This is a genomic window from Streptomyces sp. NPDC127084 (assembly GCF_042724175.1).
In the GTDB taxonomy this organism is placed as follows: Bacteria; Actinomycetota; Actinomycetes; order Streptomycetales; family Streptomycetaceae; genus Streptomyces.
Map to the genome: position 1 here is coordinate 4,337 of NZ_JBHXFA010000022.1, position 19,699 is coordinate 24,035.

Genomic DNA, 19,699 nt, shown 5'->3' on the forward strand with positions numbered 1-19,699 from the left:
AGGGACTGGTCGGGCGAGGACGCCGTCGAACTGAGCGGTCGCGCGCCGCCGGGGGGGCGGGGGGGGGGGCCCGCGCAGCCGGGGGGCGGGGGGGTACGCAGGCTCCCCCCCCCCCCCCCCCGCACCGCGTCCGATCGGGAATCAGGGCCAGATGCCTGCGACGAGAAGATCGGCGAGGGCTCCGGCGCAGCCGTCGAGCATGCGCTCGCCCTTGGCCGCGGAGGCACTGCGGGCGTCGCCGGCGGTGCCGGACGGCGAGATGGTGTCGAAGGAGACGGAGCGGTAGACGGGCGAGGAGTCCTCGGACTGCAGGTCTATGGCCGGGCCCACAGCACGGGCGACCGCTTGCGTGCGCACGAGGTCGGGGCAGGCGGCCAACGCCATCGAGGTCTCGCCCTCGCAGGCATGCATGAGGTGACGCTGCGTCTCCAGGACGCCGGCGATCACCTCACGCCCGGCGGTGAAGTAGCTGGTGACCGCGATCGGCGCGTCCAACTCGACCGTCAGCTCGTTCACCAGCGCGTTGAGCGCGGTGACATTGCCCCCGTGCCCGTTGACGATCAGGATGTGCCGGAACCCGGCGCGCAGGATCGAGCGGCACACGTCCCGCAGGAGCGCATGGAGGGTCGGCAGCGACAGGGTCAGGGTGCCGCCGAAGGGCATGTGGTGCTCGGCCAGGCCGCACCACACCGACGGGGCGACGACTACGGGTACGGAAGCGGCAGCGGCGGCCCGGCGGCACACCTCGGCGGCGAGGAAGTCGTCGATGCCGGTCGGTAGGTGGTCACCGTGCTGTTCGGTGGAGCCCACCGGCAGCAGCACGATCGTGTCGCGCCGTGCCAGGTCGCGCAGCTCCGAAGCGGTCAGATGGTTCCAGTGGTTCTCTCTCACGGCCGGGCAGCCTTTCGTAGCGCACTAAAGCGAATGCTTTGCGTTAAGCAGGCTAGGGTGGGGTGCTCCTTGATCGCAAGGATTCACTTCGGGGCGACAACCCCGAGGTGGTGGCCGCCGAGTTGCTTCCGGTGGGCGGCCGGGCGGGCGGCTGTGTGGATCGCTTGCCGTCCCTCTCTATGGACTGTACAGTCCAGTCTACAACACAGGGTCGCCCACCCGCCCGCCGTGGAGGAGGACAGGAATGACACCGCCCTCCCGAAGGTCCGCACCACGCCGTCGCGCCATGGCTGCCCGGCGGACGGGCACCCCGTCACATATGCCGCCGCCGCGCTGCGAGGTTCCCTCGGCTTCGTCGCGCGGCGGCTCTTCAGTACCCTGGGCCGCCCCCTCCGGCCCAACGGCGATCACGTCCGATCCCCTCGACGAGGCCCCGGCGCGGCTGGCGTGAACCCCCAGCATGTCCCGCCGGTCGCCGCCAGATACGAACGTTCCGGACCACGACCGAAAGCGGCCACCGTGACTCACCCGAGAGTGTGTCCTTGACAGATGTCCGCCCACTTCCCCCACTCTCGCAACGGCCCGCCCGACTTCGACTCGGTAGCCGCCCGCCGCCTCCGCGAAGCCCTCGGGCTGACTCCCGCCCAGCTCGCCCATGTCATGCGAACCTGCTACGCGCAGCCCACCACGGCCGCAACCGTCGCCGCATGGGAGCTGGGGGAGGGGGCGCCCACGCACAAGGAACTGATCGCCATGGCAGGGGCCTTGTGGTGTGAGCCGGACGACCTGCAACGCCGGGCGACGTTGACGCTGCGCGACTACCGCACTGCCCGCGGCATGGGCGTCAGCGCCCTGGCAGCGAGGATCGGCATGTCGCCCTCGGTCTACGAAAGGATCGAGCAATCCGGCCACTGGAGCGGGAACGAGCGGCAGGCCGCCGCGCTCGCGGAGGTGCTCGAACTCCCGCTGCCGGTGTTCGTGGTGGTGATGGGCCGCGCCGAGCCCCTGGCGGATCTCCTCCGCTACGCCGTCACGACGCGATGGAGCGCGTACGTCAAGCCGATATCCCAGCTCCTGCCGCTGCCGCGGCACCAGATCGAAGACGTGCTCCAGCATCTCCACGCGGAGTACCGCGCCCATATGGCCGCCCCGCCCGCCCAATCGGCTGAGGGCGCCTTCTCCTCGGCACAGGACCTGGAACGCGCCTACCTCGGCGTCATACTCGACCGGTTCTGGGCGCGGCTGCGGCGGTTGTACGCGTGAGGGAGTGCCTGGCCTGCGCCCGCCGGTGGCACCCGAAAGGACGGGGCCTCCGGAAGGCGAGGTGAGGCCTTCGCGGCTCCTGCGGGCGGCCGGTACTGCCGCTCGGCCGGGTCCGCGCCCGCCGCGCCGGTCAGGGCAGTGGCATCAGCCGGTAGAAGACGGTTGCCACGAGCCCTCGCGCGTACTCCGCTTCCAGCGGCCCCGGACGAAACAGGACGCGGTACATCATGGGTGCCACCACATGGTCCATGACCACGTCGACATCGAGTACGTGCTCGCCGCGTTCGGTGGCGCGGGCGAGGATGGCCTGCACCTGCTCGGCGGCGTAGGCGGAGCAGCGCCCCGCGTTGCCCCCGCCCGGATCGCCGGCGAGGGCGTCGCGTACATAGGCCCTGCCCGGTGGTGAGGCCATCTCCTCGAGGAAGGCCACAGCCCACGCCTCCAGGTCCTCGTGCAGGCTTCCGAGGTCCGCCGGGGGCGACTCGGGCCGAAGTCGTGCGACCGCGACGTCCGACAGGAGTTCCTGCAGATCACCCCAGCGCCGGTAGACGGTCGAGGGGGTCACCCCGGCCCGGGCCGCGATGAGGGGCACGGTCAGGCTGGACCGGTCCCGTTCGGCGAGCAGCTCGCTCACAGCTGTGTGAACCGCTTGCTGGACGCGGGCGCTGCGTCCCCCAGGACGAGTCGCTGCTTTGGGGCTCATACAAGAGAGATTAACGCGAATTTCTTGCGTCTAGGCGGGAGCCTCTGCGGCTCAGACGCCCTTCCGCGGTGCCGGGCCGGCCCGACGGCGCGGCGGCCCGGCGCCGCCGCCCGCAACAATTCGCGCGCAAGCCTTGTCACCCCCTTGAGTGGACTGTACTGTCCAATCCAATTCACGCTCCGGTATGCGCACTATGGGCGTTTTTTCGTGGAGGAGAAGAATGCAACAGTCTGCGATCCCATCCGGCGGTCTCTCCGTCGCCGCCCGACTCAACCGACTGCCGGTCACCGGCGTCCACAAGCGCCTTGTCACCGTTGTCGCCATCGGCAACTTCTTCGAGGTCTACGAGTGGTTCGTCTCCGCGGTCCTGGCGACCAAACTCGTCACCACCTTCTCGCTCGGCACGTTCGAGGTGGCGCTGCTGCTGTCATCGGTGTTCGTGGGAGCCTTCGTCGGAGCGGCGGTGATCGGCCGGCTGTCCGACCGGTTGGGCCGGCGGAAGTGCTACATGATCACCCTCGGCTTCTACACCGTCGGCACCCTGGGCTGCGCACTGGCGCCCGACCTGTGGACGCTGCTGCTGTGCCGCTTCGTCGCGGGCGTCGGGCTCGGCGGTGAACTTCCCGTGACCGACGCCTACCTCGGAGACGTACTGCCGCCCCGCAAGCGTGGCTACTACGCGGCATGGGGCTACACCGCCGCCTACACCGCCGTCCCCCTGGTCGGGTTCCTGGGCATGCTGCTCGCGGACGACACCCTGCTCGGCGTCGACGGCTGGCGCTGGATGTTCGCCATCGGCGCCCTCGGTGCCCTGATCACCTTCTTCATCCGGCGGTCGCTCCCCGAGTCGCCCCGCTGGCTCGAATCGGTGGGCCGCGTCACCGAAGCAGACGAGGTCACCCGCACGTTCGAAAAGGCGGCCATGGCCCGCGGCTGGGTTCCTCCCCAGGAGGCGGACGAGCCGCAGCTCGCCGAGACCACACCGCTGCCCGTCAAGACGATCTTCCGCGCTCCGTACGTACGCCGCACCGTGCTGATGGGCATGCTGTGGATCCTCGCCCCCATCGGCTACTACGGCTTCAGCAACGTGGCGACACTGGCCCTTGCCCAGAAGGGGCACACCGTGACCGACTCGCTGATGTACCTCAGCCTGTCCTTCATCGGGTACCCCCTGGGCTCCTTCCTCTCCATGCTCCTCATGGAGAGACTGGAAAGAAAATGGTTCGTCGCCGCCTCCCTGGCGGGTATGGCCGCCTTCGGGATCGGCTACGGCAGCGCGAACTCCGCGGTCACCATTGTCACCTGCGGCTTCTTCTTCACCCTCACCGCCAACCTGATGTCCAACTCGGGCCGCGTCTACCAGTTCGAACAGTTCCCCACGAGCCTGCGGACGACCTCCACAGGCATCCTCTACTCCTTCAGCCGCCTCTCCGCGGTCGCGGCCCCCTTCTACCTCGTTCCCCTCCTCTACAGCCAGGGCGCGGTCGCCGTCTTCGTCCTCGTCGCCGTAGCACTCCTCGTCCCCGCCCTTTCCCTCGCCATATGGGGTGTCCGCACCACCGGCCTGTCGGTCGAGGCCATCACCGGCACCACACCCGCGCCCGCAACCAGCGCGCCGGTGTCCGTGACCGGCACGTAGTCGACAAAGTGCCTCGTCCCCGGGCGGCAACCGCCCTGGGACGAGGGGAACGCCTTTCCGGACCGGTTTCCCGCAGACAGGAGAACCTCCATGGCAGCAGCATCGCCGCAGACGGGCAGGTACACGGCCACCTACCGCCGAAGCCTCGAAGACCCCGAGGGGTTCTGGCTGGAGGCGGCCGAACTGATCGACTGGACCGTGCCCCCCACAAGGGCCCTGGACGACTCCAGGGCACCGTTGTACCGCTGGTTTCCCGACGGCCGGTTGAGTACCTGTCACAACGCCGTCGACCGGCACGTCGACGCCGGCCACGGCGACCGCCTCGCCCTCGTCCACGACAGCCCGCTCACCGCGAGCCGCACCACCTACACGTACCGGCAGCTCCGCGATGAGACCGCCCGTATCGCCGGGCTCCTGGCCGGACTCGGCGTGGTCAAGGGTGATCGCGTGGTGCTGTATCTCCCGATGGTCCCCGAAGCGGTGATCGCCATGCTCGCCTGCGCCCGCATCGGCGCGGTCCACTCGGTGGTCTTCGGTGGATTCGCCTCCCGCGAACTGGCCGCGCGGATCGACGATGCCCGGCCCAGGGTGGTCATCACGGCCTCGTGCGGAATCGAACCCAAGGGCGTCGTGCCCTACAAACCCCTGCTCGACGACGCCCTCGCCCAGGCCGACCACACACCGGACCACTGCGTGGTGCTCCAGCGCCCTCAGTGCGCCGCCCCACTCACCCCCGGACGGGACCTGGACTGGGCCCAAGCGGTCGCCACGGCCGCACCGGTGCCCTGCGTGACCGTCGCGGCCACCGACCCGCTCTACATCCTCTACACCTCCGGCACCACCGGCCGGCCCAAAGGCGTCGTGCGCGACCACGGGGGCCATGCCGTCGCACTGCGCTGGTCCATGGAGTACATCTTCGACACCCGTCCAGGCGACGTCTTCTGGGCCGCCTCCGACGTCGGCTGGGTCGTGGGCCACTCCTACATCGTCTACGGCCCCCTGATCGCCGGCTGCACCACCGTGCTGTACGAAGGCAAGCCCGTCGCGACTCCCGACGCGGGGGCCTTCTGGAGAGTCGTGGCCGACCACGGCGTCACCACACTGTTCACCGCACCCACCGCGATCCGCGCGGTGAAGAAGGAGGACCCCGAGGGCAAGCTGCTCGGCGCCCACGACACCCGCTCCCTGCGCCATCTGTTCCTGGCCGGAGAGCGGCTCGATACGCAGACCTACCACTGGGCCGGCGACCTGCTCGGCGTGCCCGTCGTCGACAACTGGTGGCAGACAGAGACCGGTTGGCCGATCGTCGCCAACCCCATGGGCCTGGAGCCGCACCCCGCGAAGCCGGGCTCACCCACGCTACCCGTACCGGGCTACGACGTGCGGATTCTCGACGGGGCGGGCCACCAGGCACCGCCCGGCGAGGACGGAGCGGTCGCCGTCAGACTGCCGCTGCCACCGGGCACCCTGACCACCCTGTGGAACGACGACGAACGCTACGTCGGCTCCTACCTCTCCACGTACGACGGCTACTACCTCACCGGGGACGGCGGCCGCAGCGACGAAGACGGTTACGTATACGTCATGGGCCGCACCGACGACGTCCTCAACGTCGCCGGTCACCGTCTGTCCAGTGGCGCGATGGAAGAAGTGCTCAGCGCCCATCCGGAGGTGGCCGAGTGTGCCGTGATCGCAGTCCGGGACGCGCTCAAAGGACAGGTGCCACGCGCGTTGGTGGTCCTCAAGGCGGGAGTCGACCGTGCCCCGCAGGAGATCTGCGCGGAACTCGTCGACCGGGTCCGCCACGGCATCGGACCCGTCGCCTCCCTCCGCCGGGTCGACGTCGTCAGCGCCCTGCCCAAGACCCGTTCCGGCAAGATCCTCCGGCGGGCCATGCGCGACATCGCGGACGGTGTGGACTGCGCACCGCCCTCCACCATCGACGACCCCACGGTGCTCGAAACCCTCCGCGACATTCTGCGCAACGACTCCTCCCCTCTGGGGGACCACCCCGAAAGGACAGGCCGATGACCCTCGATCTCTCCTTGGAAGACGCGGCGAAATGGTCCCGCCGGGCCGGACTGCCCCTGGCCGACGATCGGCTGGAAGCAGTGTCCGCCACGGCGAACCACGTCCAGAGCGTTCTCAGCGCGCTGCGCACGCTCCACCTCGGAGAGACGCCCCCGGCACCCGCCTACGCCGCAGCAGAGGAATGAGGATCATGCAGCCGTACGAACTGTCCCTCGGTCAAGCGTCGCGAGCCCTGGCGGCCGGCCGGCTGTCGCCCGTCGAACTGACCGAATCGGTCCTCGGCCGGATCGCCGCCATGGAGGAATACCTCAACGCCTACGTGACGGTCGTCGCCGAATCCGCGCGCCGCGCGGCGGCCCGGGCCGCGCGGGAGATCACCGCAGCCGGTCCCCGCGGTCCGCTCCACGGAATCCCCATGGGGCTGAAGGACCTCATCGACACCGCCGGGGTACCGACGACCTCCAGCTCGCTGGTCCGGGCCAACCGCGTGCCGACGGAGAACAGCACCGCGGCCACCCGGCTCGACAGCGCCGGAGCCGTCCTGATCGGCAAGACCCACACCCATGAGTTCGCCTACGGTCTGACCACGCCGCAGACCCGCAACCCCTGGGCGCCAGAGCGAGTCTGCGGTGGATCGAGCGGCGGATCCGCCGCCGCGGTGGCCGTGGGCGAGGCGATCTTCGCCCTGGGCACCGACACGGGGGGCTCCATCAGAGTCCCCTCGGCGCTGACCGGCGTGGTGGGCCTGAAGCCCACCTACGGCCTGGTCTCACGGCACGGTGTGACCCCGCTGTCCTGGTCCCTGGACCACGTCGGTCCGATCACCCGCACGGTCGAGGATGCGGGACTGGTCCTGAACGCCCTCATGGGTCATGACCCCAACGACCCCGCCAGCAGCCACCGGGAGCCGCAGGACTGCCTGCGCGACATCGGCCGGGATCTCACCGGGCTGCGCGTGGGTGTACCCCTCAACTACTTCTTCGACCACGTCGACCCCCAAGTGGAGAACGCGGTGCGATCGGCCGTCGCGCGACTCGCCGGACTGGGTGCCCAGCTGGTGGACGTCGAGGTCCCGATGACGCAGTACGTTCAGGCGACCCAGTGGGGACTGATGGTCCCCGAGGCGACCTCCTACCACGAGGAAGACCTTCGCAGGGCACCGGAACTCTACGACCCGGACGTGCGGGTGCTACTGGAGGCCGGCGCACTGGTCCCGGCCATCGACTACCTCCGTGCGCAGCGTTCCAGGACCCTGATGCGCCGCGCCTGGTCAACCCTGTTCGACCGGGTCGACCTCATCGCGGCACCCAGCGTCCCGGCCACCGCGGCCATGACCGGTCAGCACGAGTTCCAGTGGGCTGACGGCACCAGGGAAACGGTCACCGATGCCTACGTCAGGCTCTGCGCACCCGCCAACATCACCGGAATCCCGTCCGTCTCCCTGCCCGTCGGTCTCGACGGCACCGGCCTGCCCATCGGCATGCAGCTCATGGGCCGCCCCTTCGAGGAGGCCACCCTGCTGCGTGCCGCCGCGGCGTACGAGCAGGAACGGGGCGCCATCGCTCCCTCCACGCCGCTCGCGTCCTGACCTCGTCCCGAGCCCGGCCGCACTCCAGTCCCGCGTCCAGCGCCATGACGCCATGAGATGAGGTACTCGGCGGCCGGCCGCGGACGATCGAGCCGTCGGGCCCATTGACAGGCCCCACAGCGGGAGCGGGCCCCTGCGAGCACCCCCGGCAGGGACAGGGGGGTGACATCCGGGACAGAACGGGACTAGACTGGACTGTACTGTCCAATCTAATGGCTCGGTGAGTCCGATGACCAAGACATCTGCCCCCCCAGTCCAGTCGGCGGCATCAACCATGGCCACTCCTCCATCCCCCCCGAGGTACCGCCCGGCGTCCGTCTCCCTGCCGGCGCAGGAGCGCTATGTGCCCATTGCCCGCAGACACGTCGCAGGCCACCTGCCGGCCTGGAGCATCAGCCCAGCTGATCAGGACTCCGTGCTGCTGATCATCGGAGAGCTCGCCGCGAATGCGGCGAAACACGGGAGGGAGACGATGACGATCATGGTCACCGCCTCCTCGCGATCACTGACCATCGAGGTCACCGACTCCGGCGCAAAGGCCCCGGCGCAACGGCAGCAGCCATCCGAGGCCGAAGGGGAGAACGGCCGCGGACTGCAGATCGTCGAATGCCTCGCGCACTCCGTGCAGTACATCGCAGACACCACTGCGACCCGCGTCCGCGTCGACTACCGGCTCGCTGCGGGGCCGCCCCCTCCGTCCGGGTCCGGCAGGCCGCCGCAAGGAGATCGCAACTAGACTGACCCGTACACAGCCCGGAAGGTATGCGATGCCCCCACAGAGCCCTCAGCCGGTCATCCGTGCACCTCAGAAGCCTCCAAGCGCCACGAGTCAGAAGGTCCTGCGGTCCTCGAGGGACCTGTTCCTCGAATTCGGCTACGACGGTGTCAACCTCGACCTCATCGCGAAGCACGCCGGCGTGGCCAGACAAACCGTGTACAACCTCTTCGGAAGCAAAGAGGCGGTTTTCCGGGCCACCATGGAGTACCACTGGGCGGCTTTCGGACTGGACGACATCGAAGCCAGCCTCGTTCGCGACTACTCCGACCCGGCCGGCTTCCTCCGGCACTTCGCTGAGACCCTCCTCGACTTCATCAACGAGAAGGATCAGATCGCCTTCACTCGACTGGTCATCGCCGAGTCCCGGAAACTCCCTTGGGTCTCCGCGGACTTCTACCGCCTCGGCAAGGCGCCACTGGCGAGGATGTTCAGCAGGTGCCTGGCCGAGATGACCGAGTCCGGCGCCCTGGACTGCCCTCAACCGGATCTGGCGGCGCGCCAGTTCCTCGGACTCATCCAGGAATTCGCCATCTGGCCGCACGTCATGGCGATCGGCGAAGCCATCAAGGACCTTCCCCCCATCGAACTGGTCGTGGAAGAGGCCATCGCCATGTTCCTCGGCCGCTACCAAGCCGAGCAGCCGGGCAAGCGGTAGCCGGCACCTCCCAGAGGCAGGGCAGGCAGTCAGTCCGGCGCGTCACTGCGAAGAGCCCGGCACCGCGGCGCCCCGGACGTCTGGGCGTTCACATGGTCGTCCGGATTCCGCCGCGCGTGCCGAGGCGGTGTGACGCCACCGACTCCGGTCATGGCGCAACCGTGGTTGATCGCCATTCAGTTGTGATTGCCTGGTCCGTCGTGCGGAGGCTACTGTCTTGCTCGTTCCGAACGTACGCGACAACCAGGTCGATCAAGGGGTTTGTGTGAGTGAGAGGTCTGCTCCGGACCCCGTCGGTACCGCGAGGAGTGTCGCCTCGCTGGCGGAGCGCAGCGGGCTGAAGCCGGACGAGGTCCTGCGGGTCGAAGGGGAGGGCGGTTTGTCCTATGCCTCAGGACTGCCGCCGAAGGCCGTGGACGCGCTGCTCCGTGGCAGGTCGGCAAGGGCGCTCCCGTCGACCCGCAGCGGAGCGCTGGACCCGGAGGATCAGCACCGCCAGGTGGTGGAGCGGATCCTGTTCCTGCGCGCGACAAGGCTCAAGGCGTCCCCGGACGGCAGCCGCCGGCAGTACTCGCTCGCGGAGATCGCGGCCGGGGCGGGTACGAGCGCTCAGTGGCTCGACAAGATGATCAAGACGGGCAAGGCTCCCAACCTCAAGCATGCCGCCGGGATCGCAGCCTTCTTCGGGGAGAGCATCGAGTTCCTGGTCGCCGAGCCGGCCGAGGCGCTGGACCGGGTGCTGCAGCGGATCCACAAGGACCTCCTGGAACGGACGGTCGCCCGACAGGACGAGGACCTCGAGCGGCTCAGGAGCAGCGGCCTCGCCGCTCGCCCCGGTTCGGATCTCGGCGTCGTGAACTATGCCGCACGCGCGCTGGCCGACGTGCCGGACGACACCGCGCAGCCCATCATCGCCCTCATCGAATCCATCGCCCGCCGTTCGCGCGAGGAGCGCGCCCGGGAGCGCGGCGCGGCCGGGGACCGGTAGCCGGCGCTCTCGCCCGGGTCTCCGGACTGCCCTTCGGCGCGGGTCGGGGCTGAGTGACGGCGGCCGGGCGCCTGGTGACGTTCCGTCCTCCATTGCCCCACCCCGGGGCCGACCGGTCGCACCCTCGTCGGTTCATGGTCCGGCGAACTGACAGAATGCGCGCGTATGCGCGCCTGACGAGCGGTGCGTTGGGATATGTCCGGGTGGGAAAGAGATGTGGGACGCGGTGGGTACCTCCCGTGCGATGAGGCGTCACCGGGACGAACTGTTCGCCGGAGCGATGGGTTCGACGGTAAGGGAGTCGCATGGCCTTCTGCGGGCGACTTGTGCCTATTTGACGGAGAGTAGCGGGCGTGAGGTCCGTTTCGTGACGGTGGCGTTCCCGCCGGACACGGTCAGCGGGCTCTGGCTCGACCTCGGTGACCACGAGGTGGTCGCGGTGGAGGAGAACACCCTTCCCCTGCATCAGATGGTGATCCTGGGGCACGAGCTGTGGCACCGCAAGGAGCGCGGGCCCGGCCTGCCCCAACCGGCCGGGGGAGACGCGGCGGCCCGGTTGCTCGGAGAGCGGTGGAATCTCGGTGACGCGGTCGCGTACGCGGCCGCGCGCACGGACTACGACCTGGAAGAGGAACGGCGTGCGGAGAGGTTCGGCCGCCTGCTGGCGGCGAAGTTCCGGCCCTTCCTGCAGGGTACGCGCAGCCACACCGCCCCTGACGAACGGGTGGGCCGTATCTGGGCTTCTCTCGGAGGGCGCGGCTGATGCCGGAAGGAACCGACTACTACCTCGCAGCCGCCGTACTGGGTACGGCCCTGCTGGTGAAGGCGCCCGGGCTGCTGCGCAGGTGGCGCAGCCCCACGGTCCGGGCGGTGAACGCCCTGCTGTTCCTGCCCTGCGCGGGCTTCGTTCTCTCGGCTCCGCCCACGGTCGCGGACGTCAACCGGCTCTCCGGCATCAGTAATCTCTCGGCCCTGCTCGTTCACTGCATCATGACCGCCTACGCCTGCGCGTCCTTGGTGCTGCTGGACTACTGGAGAGGGGAGTCGGAAGACCTCGCGCGCACGCGTCGGCGCGTGCGGGTGTGGCAGATCGGCTGCTGTGTCGTGATCGCCGTGCTGGTGGGGCTCTTCGCGTTGGGCGACGTCCCGGTGGAGCGTCCGCGTGACTTCGACACCTACTACGCCGCGACGCCCTTCATCAGCCAGATGCTCGTGCTCTACCTGCTCGCGTACATTGCCGCGGGCTTGGCCACGGCAGTCGTGTGCTGGGACTGGATCCTCGACGTCCGCGAGAAGACGTCACACAGGTCCCGTACGTCGGTCGACTCGTGCCTGCGCGTCGGGCTGACGGTCCTGGTGATCGCGGGCCTGGCCAATGTCGTCTTCGGCTCCTTCAAGGTGGCCGCCATCGCAGCCCGGTGGGCGGGCCGGGACTGGGACGCCCTGAACGAAAGCCTGCCGCCCTTCATTTCTGCCAGCGGGATGATGATCGGTGTAGGACTCCTCGTGCCGGCATACGGACCCGCGCTGATCGACCGTGTGTGGCAGCCCCTGATCGGCATCACCGCCCTGCGGCCTCTGTGGCGCCTGGTCAGCAGCCCCGAGAACACCCGGAACGACAGCATCTTTCTCCCCCCGCCGTGGTACGCCGGTCCCGAGCAGGTGCTCCTCTACCGGATGACGACCATTCACGACTGGATGCGCGAGCTGTCCCCCCACTGCGCGGACGACATACGCGAGCAGGTGTACCGGCGGGCCAGGGAGAGCGGGACCCCGCGGCGCGAAGCGGCGGCCGCCGGTCTGGCAGCCATGTTCACCGCGGCGTCCGACGCCCGTGCGCGCGAGGCGCCACCGGTACCGGATCAGGCCGCGGGCGCGGTGGCCGCCGTTCGCCGGGCTGAGACGCAGGACCGTGACCTGCTGGTATCGATCTCGCGCGCCCTGCGGGGCACCCAGGGGCGCAGCGGCGCACACCAGCCGGCCACGTACCGGTGAACCTGTGACGGGCACGACCGGCCGGTGGGGACGCGGGCCGCAGGTCCGCAGCCGGTTCCCGGTGACGGTACGGGCGTGGGCGGCCGTCGCCGGATCGGACGGCGGTTCCGGGTCCGCCACCCGCTCGGCGTCGAGCCGTCATCCGAGGTCCAGCCGCCGAGCTCAACGGCAGCCCACGCAAATCGCTCGGCAGGGACACCCCAGCCGAGCGTCTGGCCGGGTTTGTGACCGTGAGCTGATCAGCAAATGTCGCGACGGCTCCTTGAATCCGTTCCCGAACTTCGCCGGAATGAGGCAACCTCATTCCGCCCTCGGCCTTCCTACCGGCCGTGAAGAACACATGGAAAGCGATCGTGTCAGCAGCGGCGGTGGCTGCTCTGGGCACGACCGGTGCGGCCCAGGCGGTTACACCGAACAAGGGGCTCGGGCATGGCTACCACAACGGTGACGTGGAGGTCAGCGCGAGCCGAAACGCCAGCGGTGAGTACATGTTGGTGGACCCTGGACGCGGCGGCCTCCAGGTGCGCAACATGGCCAACGACTACCAGCAAGGATGGGATTCCGGCAGACCCTCAACGGACGCCGACAACGTCTGGGGCAACGGAAGCAAGGACGACCGGCAGACCACCGACGTGGATGCCTTCCACGCGGCCTCACGGACCTGGGACTACTTCCTGAAACAACATGGGAGGCGGGGCATCCACGACGACGGTGTGGGACCCCGGGTCTTCACCGACGTGGGCCCGGCCGACGGTGAGTTCTTCGCCCAGTACGACCCGGAGTGTGGTTGCATGGTCCTGGGTCCTGCGGTGGCTGGCAACGCGGCATGGAACACCACCGACGTGGTGGCGCACGAGATGACGCACGGGATCACCGGCATGACCGCGGGCCTGGCCTTGAACGGCGAAGCCGGGGGTCTGAACGAATCCACCAGCGACATCTTCGGCACCCTGGTGGAGTTCTCTGCGAACAACGGCAAGGACCTGCCGGACTACACCATCGGCGAGGGTGTGAGCGGGAAGCCCCTGCGGTACATGGACGACCCCACCAAGGACGGGGTGTCCAAGGGATGTTGGACGCCCGGTGTCGGGGAGGGAGAGGAACCCAATCACCGTATTGGTGGGATCAGCAACAAGTTCTTCTACCAGTTGGCTGTTGGCAGTGGGAAGTCGCAGTGGGGGAACAGCCCCACCTGCGGCAAGGCTCCGGCGGTCAAGGGAATCGGCAACGACAAAGCCGGAAAGATCTGGTACCGCGCGCTGACCCGCTACCTGGTCCCCAATTCCAACTTCTCCGGTGCCCGCGCCGGCACCCTGCGCGCCGCGGCTGACCTTTACGGTAAGAACAGCACCGAAGCCAAGACCGTGGCCGCGGCATGGCTCGCGGTCGGAGTTGACGGCAGCGACCCGGTACCCGCGGCTCCGCAGGCTCCATCGTTGAAGTGGGTCAATTACCAGACCAATGCGGTCGGTGCGGAGGTCATGGTGCGCCTGCAGGCACCCGACCCTCAGCGTCAGCGCGTCACGTTCACCGCCACCGGCCTGCCCCCGGGGCTGACTCTGGACAAGGCTACCGGTGTGGTCACCGGCAAGCCCACCCAGCCAGGCGAGTTCGACGTCACCTTCGTTGCGGCCGACTGCGACGGCAACACCTCGAACCGCCAGATCACCTGGGTGGTCCAGGCCAAGTGAGTCACCAGGACCCATCGGTCGGGCACCCTGTGAGCTGATCGGCCAGGCGGTCTCGTCGACCCCGCCCGGCCCCGTACTGACCAGGCTTGGCAGTACGGGGCCGAGCGGCTGGGCGCGCCCCCGCTGCACGCGACACAGGTCAGCGAGGCGCGAAACGCCGCCCCGCATCGGCATGTCCAAGCGGCGCCGTATCCGAGGCCTCGGCCCGCCAGAGGCCCCAGATTCCAGTGCCGGTCAGCCCGCCTGGGCACAGCGGAAGAGACCCCCGCCATATCCATGCACCGCACGCTATCCGCCGTGCCACAGCTCACCGTAGGTACCCTTGACCGCCGAGGGGGCGGGTGGCGGCACCGCATCCGGCTTGTCCCGCACGGTGACACGTCCGGGCAACTCGAGAGCGGCCCACACCGCCTTCCGGGCAGCGGAGGGGCCCGGTGGCGTTGGAGGTCCGGGCGCATCGGAGCTCTCTGTACCGACCGTAGGGGTGATCGAGCCCTTCTTCTGGCGGAGCGGCTTCGGCCCAGATCGCGTCGGCCGGTCTCAGACAGCGCACAGTAGGGGCGTGGATGTCGAGCGGGTAGCCAAAGAGCTGTACGGCCTGCGGCCGTCAGAGTTCGTGGCGGCGCGGGACGCGTATGTGGTCGAGGCACGCAAGGCGAAGGACACCGCGGCTGCGAAATCGATCGCCGCCATGCGCCGGCCGGCGCTCGCCGCTTGGGCCGCCAACCTGCTCTCCCGCGCACAGCAGGGGGAAACCGCACAGTTCCTGGCGCTGGGGGAGACGCTCCGCGAAGCTCACCGGACACTCGATGCGAAGCAGCTGCGGGCGGCAAGCCGACAGCAGCACCAGCTTGTCACCGTGCTTTCCCGTACAGCCGCCGCCCTGGCCCGTGGCGCCGGGCAGCCAGTGAGCGACACGGTGCAGCGTGAGATCGAGCAAATCCTCCATGCCGTGCTCGCCAGAACTGAGGTAGCCGAGCAGTGGGCGAAGGGACAGCTCGTGTCGGTGCCCGATGCCGCGGTCGACTTCGACATCATCACCCCGGCGGCCGTTCCGACCCGCCCGGCACCGGTCGATGCCGCCCCGGCGCAGAAGAAGCCGAAGTGCGACGAGGAGCGGAGCCGACGTGATCTCGAGCGTGCTCGCACGACGGCGCGGGAGACGGCTGCCGAAGCCCGTCGAAGCGAGCGGGACCTCGGCGAGGCGCAAGAGGCACAGCGGGCAGCTGTCGAGAGCGCCCAGCAGGTGGAACAGCGGTTGCGCCGCCTGGAGCATGAGCTGGAGCAGGCTCAGCATGCGCGATCCGAGACCGGACAGGCCGTGGCACAGGCAGGAGCGGCGGTGGAGGCTGCCGAGCGCAGCTTGCGGGATGCGCGCCAGGCCGCGGATGAGGCAGTCCGCACGGTGGCCCAACTGGAGCAGCAGGAGTAGCCGGTTCGTGCTGCCCAGTCCGATTTTCACGTCCGCGACGGAGCTGGCAGCCTCGTTGACGGGCGGTGGTCTGTCCGCTACCTGTCGCTGATGATGTGTGGGCAGGCCGGAAGCAGATAGCCCGCCCTCGTGGGGGAGGCGATCACGTCGCCGTCGTCCGGCACCGACACCCCCCAGATCTCCGGAGCCGCCAGGAAGAACAGCTCTTCCAGGTGGAGCCCTACCTGGCTCACCGCGCAGAACCCATCAGCCCGGAAGAAGTCGGCACCGGGTCGCAGGGAGTGGGCATTGGCCAGACGGCGGGATCAGCGGCTACGCGAGCCCCACAGACCGTCCCAAGCAACTTCGCGTACCCCGCCCCATATCGAGGCCGACCTCCCCTCACCATGTAGGACAGGGTTCTAGTGGTCCTCGAGGTCTTCCGGTGTCGGCAGCGGACCCCCGCCGTTGGGTATCCAGCGGCCCGAGTCGCGCCAGGCGACAGCTTGGTGGAAGCCGTGGGTGGCGGCGAACTCCTGGAACCAGCGCCCCTCAGGCGAGTGGCGGGTGATGCCGTCGAACAGCGTTGCCAGGATCTGAGTGCCTTGCAGCCCCATGTTGTCGTAAGCCTGGTTGATCATGAGTTTCTGCATGGCGAGCTGGTTGACGGGAACCCCGGCGATACGGTCGGCGAGCTTGTCGACCTCTGCGTCCAACTCGTCCGCAGGCACGGACTGAAGGACCAGCCCCCAGTCCGCGGCGGTCCGGCCGTCGATGGTGTCGCCGGTCAGCAACATGCGCTTGGCGCGTTCCGCCCCCAGCCGGTACACCCACATGGCAGTCGTGGGGCAGCCCCAGACCCGGGCCGGCATGTAACCGATCCGGGCGTCATCCGCCATGATCACGAGATCGCAGGACAGGGCGACGTCGCTGCCGCCTGCGACGGCATGGCCGTGCACCTTGGCGATGGTGGGTTTCAACGACCGCCACAGGGAGAAGTAGTCGTCGGTGAATCCCTTCATCGCGGTGTAGTCCCTGATCGGGTCCCAGACTCCGTCACCGTCCGCCGAGCCCTGGGCTCCCTGCCCGCTCTCGGCGAAGATCTTCAGGTCGTACCCGGTGCAGAAGGCGCGTCCGGCGCCCTGTAGCACGATGACGTGCACCTCGGAGTCCTCGTTGGCCCGCTTGACGGCCGCCGCCAGGTCTTTGGGCATCCGGGAGTCGATGGCGTTCAGCCGGTCCGGACGGTTCAGTGTGAGATACGCCTTGCGGTGCTTCGTCTCGTACAGGACGGTCGATTCGTGGTCGTTCATAACTCTCCTCGGGTGGGGAGGAATCAATAATGGCGACACCGGAACGGCGTGCACGCTACGCACAGTTGGGGGCGGGCGTATCGAACTTCATGAATCACGCGTCCGTCGAGGCCTTCTGGTGCCCTGCCGTTCCACGAGGCCCGGAGCGCGTCGCCCCGGACGACGTGGCACGCGACCCTCGCCGGGCCCACGTACGTCGTCGTACGGGTGGGTGCACGGGCGCTGCGGAAGCGGCCGAGATGGAGTTCCCTCCGCTCGGCGCGTACGTGTGCCGGGGTTTGCCGCTGCACCACCCGGCCAACCGGCACGTACACCGGCTGGTCAACCACGCTCACCGAGCAGCTCGTTGCGGTTCCCGGTGGGGAAGCACGCTGGGTGGTGATCAGCGACATCCTGGCGCGGCGGATGGTGGGCGCTCCACCGTAGTCGATCACCTCCGAAGCACGAAGACGGCTGCTCGCTCGCCCCGGCGGTAATCCGCCGCAGCTCTGCGCCAGTGGTCCAACGGCATCCATTCAGGGCGCATTCGTGAAAGGCTGGCGCAGTGGAGACAGCTTTTGCGCGTACGGTATGGCATGGCCTCGAAGCATTGCACGCGGTGACGTACTTTGCGCCCGAGAGTCGCGAAGCCAATCGTGAAGTCGGCCTGCGGGGTTTTTGGATGGGCTACTTTGCAGCCCGGGCCGCGCCATTGGGAGCGGTGGCGGCGGGTGTCGTGGAGGCTGCATTCTTCAACTTCCACCCCGCCATGGTGCGACGCGCCATTCCGAGCGCATGGGAGTTCGCTGCACCCGAGGCCGTGCTTCACGCTCGCCAGAAGGCGGCCGCCGCAGCGCTGCGCCGAATTGCGCCGGCGGTGGGGGAGACTGCCGTAGAGCTCCTGCCACTGCTGGGACGGACAATCGCGGCAGCAGACGGGGCCGGACGTTCGCTGTTCGCCGCCAACCGTGGCTTGCCCACTCCGGATGACCATGTCAGCGCACTCTGGCAAGCCGCAACTGCGCTGCGCGAGCATCGCGGTGACGGGCACGTCGCCTTGCTGACTGCCGAGGGCCTGAACGGATGTGAGGCCCACGTGCTCTTCGCTGCGTGCAGGGATGCGCCCGTGGAGATTCTGCGGGACAATCGCGGCTGGTCCACTCAGGATTGGCAGGCGGCAACAAGCGGTCTGACCGCGCGGGGTTTGTTGAAGAACGGCCATCCCACCTCGGAGGGGCGCGCCTTGCACACCCATGTCGAGGTCCGCACAGACAGTCTCGCCGCCGTCCCCTACCTAGCCCTCACTCAAAGTGAAGCAGACCGACTGCTCGGCTCGCTGAGCGTTCTTGCGGACCAGGTCTTCACCTCCGGTACCATCCCCTTTCCCAATCCCATGGGCCTACCGTCACGCTGATGCTGCAGCGGCATCCCTCATCGGTCGAACCGGAAGCCGTAACCGTCCGAGACGAACCGCGAGAACGTGCCCGTCCTCCAGGCGCCCATCACGAACCTGGCCGCCGCCAAGCGGACCGCGGAGGGGATGGGGCTATCCACCGGCGGTCCGGGCAAGACGACCATGTCCCACCAGGTCTCTCCCCAGCGTCCGAAGGGCTGGTTCGAGGTCACCATCACCGAGCCCTGCTCGTAACCCGAGGCTATGAGCTGGAAGAACGGGTTCGCCGCGTCCTGGTCGAGCGGGATGACCGTGAAGATCACCGACAGCAAGGGCAAGCCCGTGGGCTCAGCCTCACCTGCCGATTCCGCCACACCAAGCTGACCCGACTCGCCGAACTCAGCCTGTCCGTCCACGTGTTGATGCGCCATGCCGGGCGTGCCACCGCGTCGATGACGATGCACTACGTCGCCGCCTGAGAGGATGTCGCCGCCCTGCCGGGACGGGATCATCGCCGCGGTCATGAGGCGGGAGAAGCCGAGCGGCAAGACCAGTTTCGGTGAGCCCGCACTTCACGGTGCATCCGTTTGGCTGAGTGCACCGCCGCAACCGGAGGCGCGTTGGTGCGGAGGCGGCGGGGCTATTCGGCCGTGGCGAGGATGCCGGCCAGTGCCGTGACGGCCTGTTCCGCGTCGGGGCCTTCGGCACGCACGGTCACGGTGCTTCCGGCGGTGGCGCCCAGGCCCATTACAGCCAGGACGCCTGTGGGGTTGACGGTCCGGCCGGCGTACCCGAGCTGCACGGTGCTGGTGAATCCGGCTGCGGCGCGCGCGAGTTGGCCTGCCGGGCGGGCGTGCAGGTGGACGGGCAGGACGACGGCGCATTCGTGGCTTGCCGTGGTCGTTGCGGCGGAGTCAGAGCTTGGGGACATTGCGGGCCTCCTTGGCGGCGTCGGCGACGGTCTTGAGGTCGGCGCCGGATGCGGCGGTGACGACGGCGGCGACGGCTCCTTCGACGAAGGGCGCGTCGACGAGGGTGACGTCGGGGCGGGGGTGGTCTTCCAGGACGGTGCGGGCGGTCAGGACGGAGCTGCCGAGGTCGGGAAGGACGACGACGCCGCCACCGCGGTCAGCGTCCGTGATCGCCTTGAGAACCAGGTCGTAGCTGGTGCCGATGCGGCCGTCATCGGTTCCTCCGGCGATGGCGAGAGGTACGTCATCCGAGCCGATCTGCTCCAGCAGCAGGCGAAGGCCCGAAGCAAGCTCGGCGCTGTGGGACACAAGGACGATGCCAACAGGTGCGTTCATGAATGGCAACGTTAATTCTCGGAACGTTGTTCAGCAATACAGAACTCATGGGAATTTTTCTGATGCGACAGGCG

20 protein-coding genes are annotated in these 19,699 nt (G+C 68.7%); 13 read left to right on the top strand and 7 right to left on the bottom strand.

All coding sequences use genetic code 11. The annotated features are described in order from the left end of the window. Positions 1-141 precede the first annotated feature (141 nt). Entirely contained in the window at positions 142-891 is a 750-nt protein-coding gene (locus tag ACFWI9_RS07965) for a creatininase family protein (protein ID WP_387159748.1), read from the bottom strand. A 549-nt stretch (positions 892-1,440) separates the two neighbouring features. Here ACFWI9_RS07965 and ACFWI9_RS07970 point away from each other — a divergent pair. Continuing rightward, entirely contained in the window at positions 1,441-2,154 is a 714-nt protein-coding gene (locus ACFWI9_RS07970; RefSeq protein ID WP_387159749.1) for a helix-turn-helix domain-containing protein, read from the top strand. Positions 2,155-2,284: 130 nt separating this feature from the next. On the opposite strand, the gene ACFWI9_RS07975 is transcribed toward ACFWI9_RS07970, so the two are convergent. Beyond that, positions 2,285-2,857 carry a TetR/AcrR family transcriptional regulator gene (locus ACFWI9_RS07975; protein ID WP_387159751.1) on the bottom strand — a complete coding sequence of 191 codons (573 nt, stop codon included), beginning with the start codon at positions 2,855-2,857 and terminating at the stop codon, positions 2,285-2,287. Positions 2,858-3,077: 220 nt separating this feature from the next. On the opposite strand from ACFWI9_RS07975, the gene ACFWI9_RS07980 reads away from it, so the two are divergent. The 11 genes from ACFWI9_RS07980 to ACFWI9_RS08030 all read left to right on the top strand — a co-directional run bounded on the left by ACFWI9_RS07980 (position 3,078) and on the right by ACFWI9_RS08030 (position 15,654). After that, entirely contained in the window at positions 3,078-4,496 is a 1,419-nt protein-coding gene (locus ACFWI9_RS07980; RefSeq protein ID WP_387159752.1) for an MFS transporter, read from the top strand. 90 nt (positions 4,497-4,586) lie between these two features. Next, complete coding sequence (locus tag ACFWI9_RS07985) at positions 4,587-6,527, top strand: propionyl-CoA synthetase (RefSeq protein ID WP_387159753.1); 1,941 nt, start codon at positions 4,587-4,589, stop codon at positions 6,525-6,527. Next, positions 6,524-6,712, top strand: a complete 189-nt coding sequence (locus ACFWI9_RS07990) for a hypothetical protein (RefSeq protein ID WP_387159755.1) — start codon at positions 6,524-6,526, stop codon at positions 6,710-6,712. The genes ACFWI9_RS07985 and ACFWI9_RS07990 overlap by 4 nt, the downstream gene beginning before the upstream one ends. Positions 6,713-6,717: 5 nt before the next feature. Next, positions 6,718-8,115 (top strand): amidase, encoded by a 1,398-nt coding sequence (locus ACFWI9_RS07995; RefSeq protein ID WP_387159756.1) that lies wholly within the window; start codon positions 6,718-6,720, stop codon positions 8,113-8,115. A gap of 274 nt (positions 8,116-8,389) precedes the next feature. Next, positions 8,390-8,851: an ATP-binding protein gene (locus tag ACFWI9_RS08000; protein ID WP_387159758.1), complete on the top strand. Its 462-nt coding sequence runs from the start codon at positions 8,390-8,392 to the stop codon at positions 8,849-8,851. Positions 8,852-8,882: 31 nt separating this feature from the next. Beyond that, positions 8,883-9,548, top strand: coding sequence for a TetR/AcrR family transcriptional regulator (locus tag ACFWI9_RS08005; RefSeq protein WP_387159760.1), 666 nt, complete (start codon positions 8,883-8,885; stop codon positions 9,546-9,548). 265 nt (positions 9,549-9,813) lie between these two features. Beyond that, on the top strand, positions 9,814-10,536 hold the full coding sequence (locus tag ACFWI9_RS08010; RefSeq protein WP_387159761.1) for a hypothetical protein: 723 nt from the start codon (positions 9,814-9,816) through the stop codon (positions 10,534-10,536). A gap of 367 nt (positions 10,537-10,903) precedes the next feature. Beyond that, positions 10,904-11,299, top strand: a complete 396-nt coding sequence (locus ACFWI9_RS08015) for a toxin-antitoxin system, toxin component (RefSeq protein ID WP_387159762.1) — start codon at positions 10,904-10,906, stop codon at positions 11,297-11,299. Continuing rightward, positions 11,299-12,531 (top strand): MAB_1171c family putative transporter, encoded by a 1,233-nt coding sequence (locus ACFWI9_RS08020; RefSeq protein ID WP_387159763.1) that lies wholly within the window; start codon positions 11,299-11,301, stop codon positions 12,529-12,531. The genes ACFWI9_RS08015 and ACFWI9_RS08020 overlap by 1 nt, the downstream gene beginning before the upstream one ends. Before the next feature lie 353 nt (positions 12,532-12,884). Further along, positions 12,885-14,222 (top strand): M4 family metallopeptidase, encoded by a 1,338-nt coding sequence (locus ACFWI9_RS08025; protein WP_387159765.1) that lies wholly within the window; start codon positions 12,885-12,887, stop codon positions 14,220-14,222. Between the two features lie 562 nt (positions 14,223-14,784). Then, positions 14,785-15,654: a hypothetical protein gene (locus ACFWI9_RS08030; RefSeq protein WP_387159766.1), complete on the top strand. Its 870-nt coding sequence runs from the start codon at positions 14,785-14,787 to the stop codon at positions 15,652-15,654. 77 nt (positions 15,655-15,731) lie between these two features. Here ACFWI9_RS08030 and ACFWI9_RS08035 read toward each other — a convergent pair whose 3' ends face one another. Continuing rightward, positions 15,732-15,887, bottom strand: coding sequence for a hypothetical protein (locus ACFWI9_RS08035; protein WP_387159767.1), 156 nt, complete (start codon positions 15,885-15,887; stop codon positions 15,732-15,734). A gap of 168 nt (positions 15,888-16,055) precedes the next feature. Beyond that, positions 16,056-16,946, bottom strand: coding sequence for a crotonase/enoyl-CoA hydratase family protein (locus tag ACFWI9_RS08040; RefSeq protein ID WP_387159768.1), 891 nt, complete (start codon positions 16,944-16,946; stop codon positions 16,056-16,058). A gap of 544 nt (positions 16,947-17,490) precedes the next feature. On the opposite strand from ACFWI9_RS08040, the gene ACFWI9_RS08045 reads away from it, so the two are divergent. Beyond that, positions 17,491-18,339, top strand: a complete 849-nt coding sequence (locus tag ACFWI9_RS08045) for a hypothetical protein (RefSeq protein ID WP_387159770.1) — start codon at positions 17,491-17,493, stop codon at positions 18,337-18,339. A gap of 17 nt (positions 18,340-18,356) precedes the next feature. On the opposite strand, the gene ACFWI9_RS08050 is transcribed toward ACFWI9_RS08045, so the two are convergent. The 3 genes from ACFWI9_RS08050 to dhaM all read right to left on the bottom strand — a co-directional run bounded on the left by ACFWI9_RS08050 (position 18,357) and on the right by dhaM (position 19,625). Further along, positions 18,357-18,749, bottom strand: a complete 393-nt coding sequence (locus tag ACFWI9_RS08050; RefSeq protein WP_387159838.1) for an ATP-binding protein — start codon at positions 18,747-18,749, stop codon at positions 18,357-18,359. A gap of 209 nt (positions 18,750-18,958) precedes the next feature. Then, positions 18,959-19,249 carry an HPr family phosphocarrier protein gene (locus tag ACFWI9_RS08055; RefSeq protein WP_387159772.1) on the bottom strand — a complete coding sequence of 97 codons (291 nt, stop codon included), beginning with the start codon at positions 19,247-19,249 and terminating at the stop codon, positions 18,959-18,961. Continuing rightward, positions 19,233-19,625, bottom strand: a complete 393-nt coding sequence (gene dhaM, locus ACFWI9_RS08060) for a dihydroxyacetone kinase phosphoryl donor subunit DhaM (RefSeq protein WP_387159774.1) — start codon at positions 19,623-19,625, stop codon at positions 19,233-19,235. The genes ACFWI9_RS08055 and dhaM overlap by 17 nt, the downstream gene beginning before the upstream one ends. Positions 19,626-19,699: the final 74 nt, after the last annotated feature.

Bases quoted from the DNA above. Each gene is read 5' to 3' on its own strand.
- ACFWI9_RS07970 (WP_387159749.1), top strand. From the start codon at position 1,441: ATGTCCGCCCACTTCCCCCACTCTCGCAACGGCCCGCCCGACTTCGAC.
- ACFWI9_RS07975 (WP_387159751.1), bottom strand. From the start codon at position 2,857: ATGAGCCCCAAAGCAGCGACTCGTCCTGGGGGACGCAGCGCCCGCGTC.
- ACFWI9_RS07980 (WP_387159752.1), top strand. From the start codon at position 3,078: ATGCAACAGTCTGCGATCCCATCCGGCGGTCTCTCCGTCGCCGCCCGA.
- ACFWI9_RS07985 (WP_387159753.1), top strand. From the start codon at position 4,587: ATGGCAGCAGCATCGCCGCAGACGGGCAGGTACACGGCCACCTACCGC.
- ACFWI9_RS07990 (WP_387159755.1), top strand. From the start codon at position 6,524: ATGACCCTCGATCTCTCCTTGGAAGACGCGGCGAAATGGTCCCGCCGG.
- ACFWI9_RS07995 (WP_387159756.1), top strand. From the start codon at position 6,718: ATGCAGCCGTACGAACTGTCCCTCGGTCAAGCGTCGCGAGCCCTGGCG.
- ACFWI9_RS08000 (WP_387159758.1), top strand. From the start codon at position 8,390: ATGGCCACTCCTCCATCCCCCCCGAGGTACCGCCCGGCGTCCGTCTCC.
- ACFWI9_RS08005 (WP_387159760.1), top strand. From the start codon at position 8,883: ATGCCCCCACAGAGCCCTCAGCCGGTCATCCGTGCACCTCAGAAGCCT.
- ACFWI9_RS08020 (WP_387159763.1), top strand. From the start codon at position 11,299: ATGCCGGAAGGAACCGACTACTACCTCGCAGCCGCCGTACTGGGTACG.
- ACFWI9_RS08040 (WP_387159768.1), bottom strand. From the start codon at position 16,946: ATGAACGACCACGAATCGACCGTCCTGTACGAGACGAAGCACCGCAAG.
- ACFWI9_RS08050 (WP_387159838.1), bottom strand. From the start codon at position 18,749: ATGGCGCATCAACACGTGGACGGACAGGCTGAGTTCGGCGAGTCGGGT.
- ACFWI9_RS08055 (WP_387159772.1), bottom strand. From the start codon at position 19,249: ATGTCCCCAAGCTCTGACTCCGCCGCAACGACCACGGCAAGCCACGAA.
- dhaM (WP_387159774.1), bottom strand. From the start codon at position 19,625: ATGAACGCACCTGTTGGCATCGTCCTTGTGTCCCACAGCGCCGAGCTT.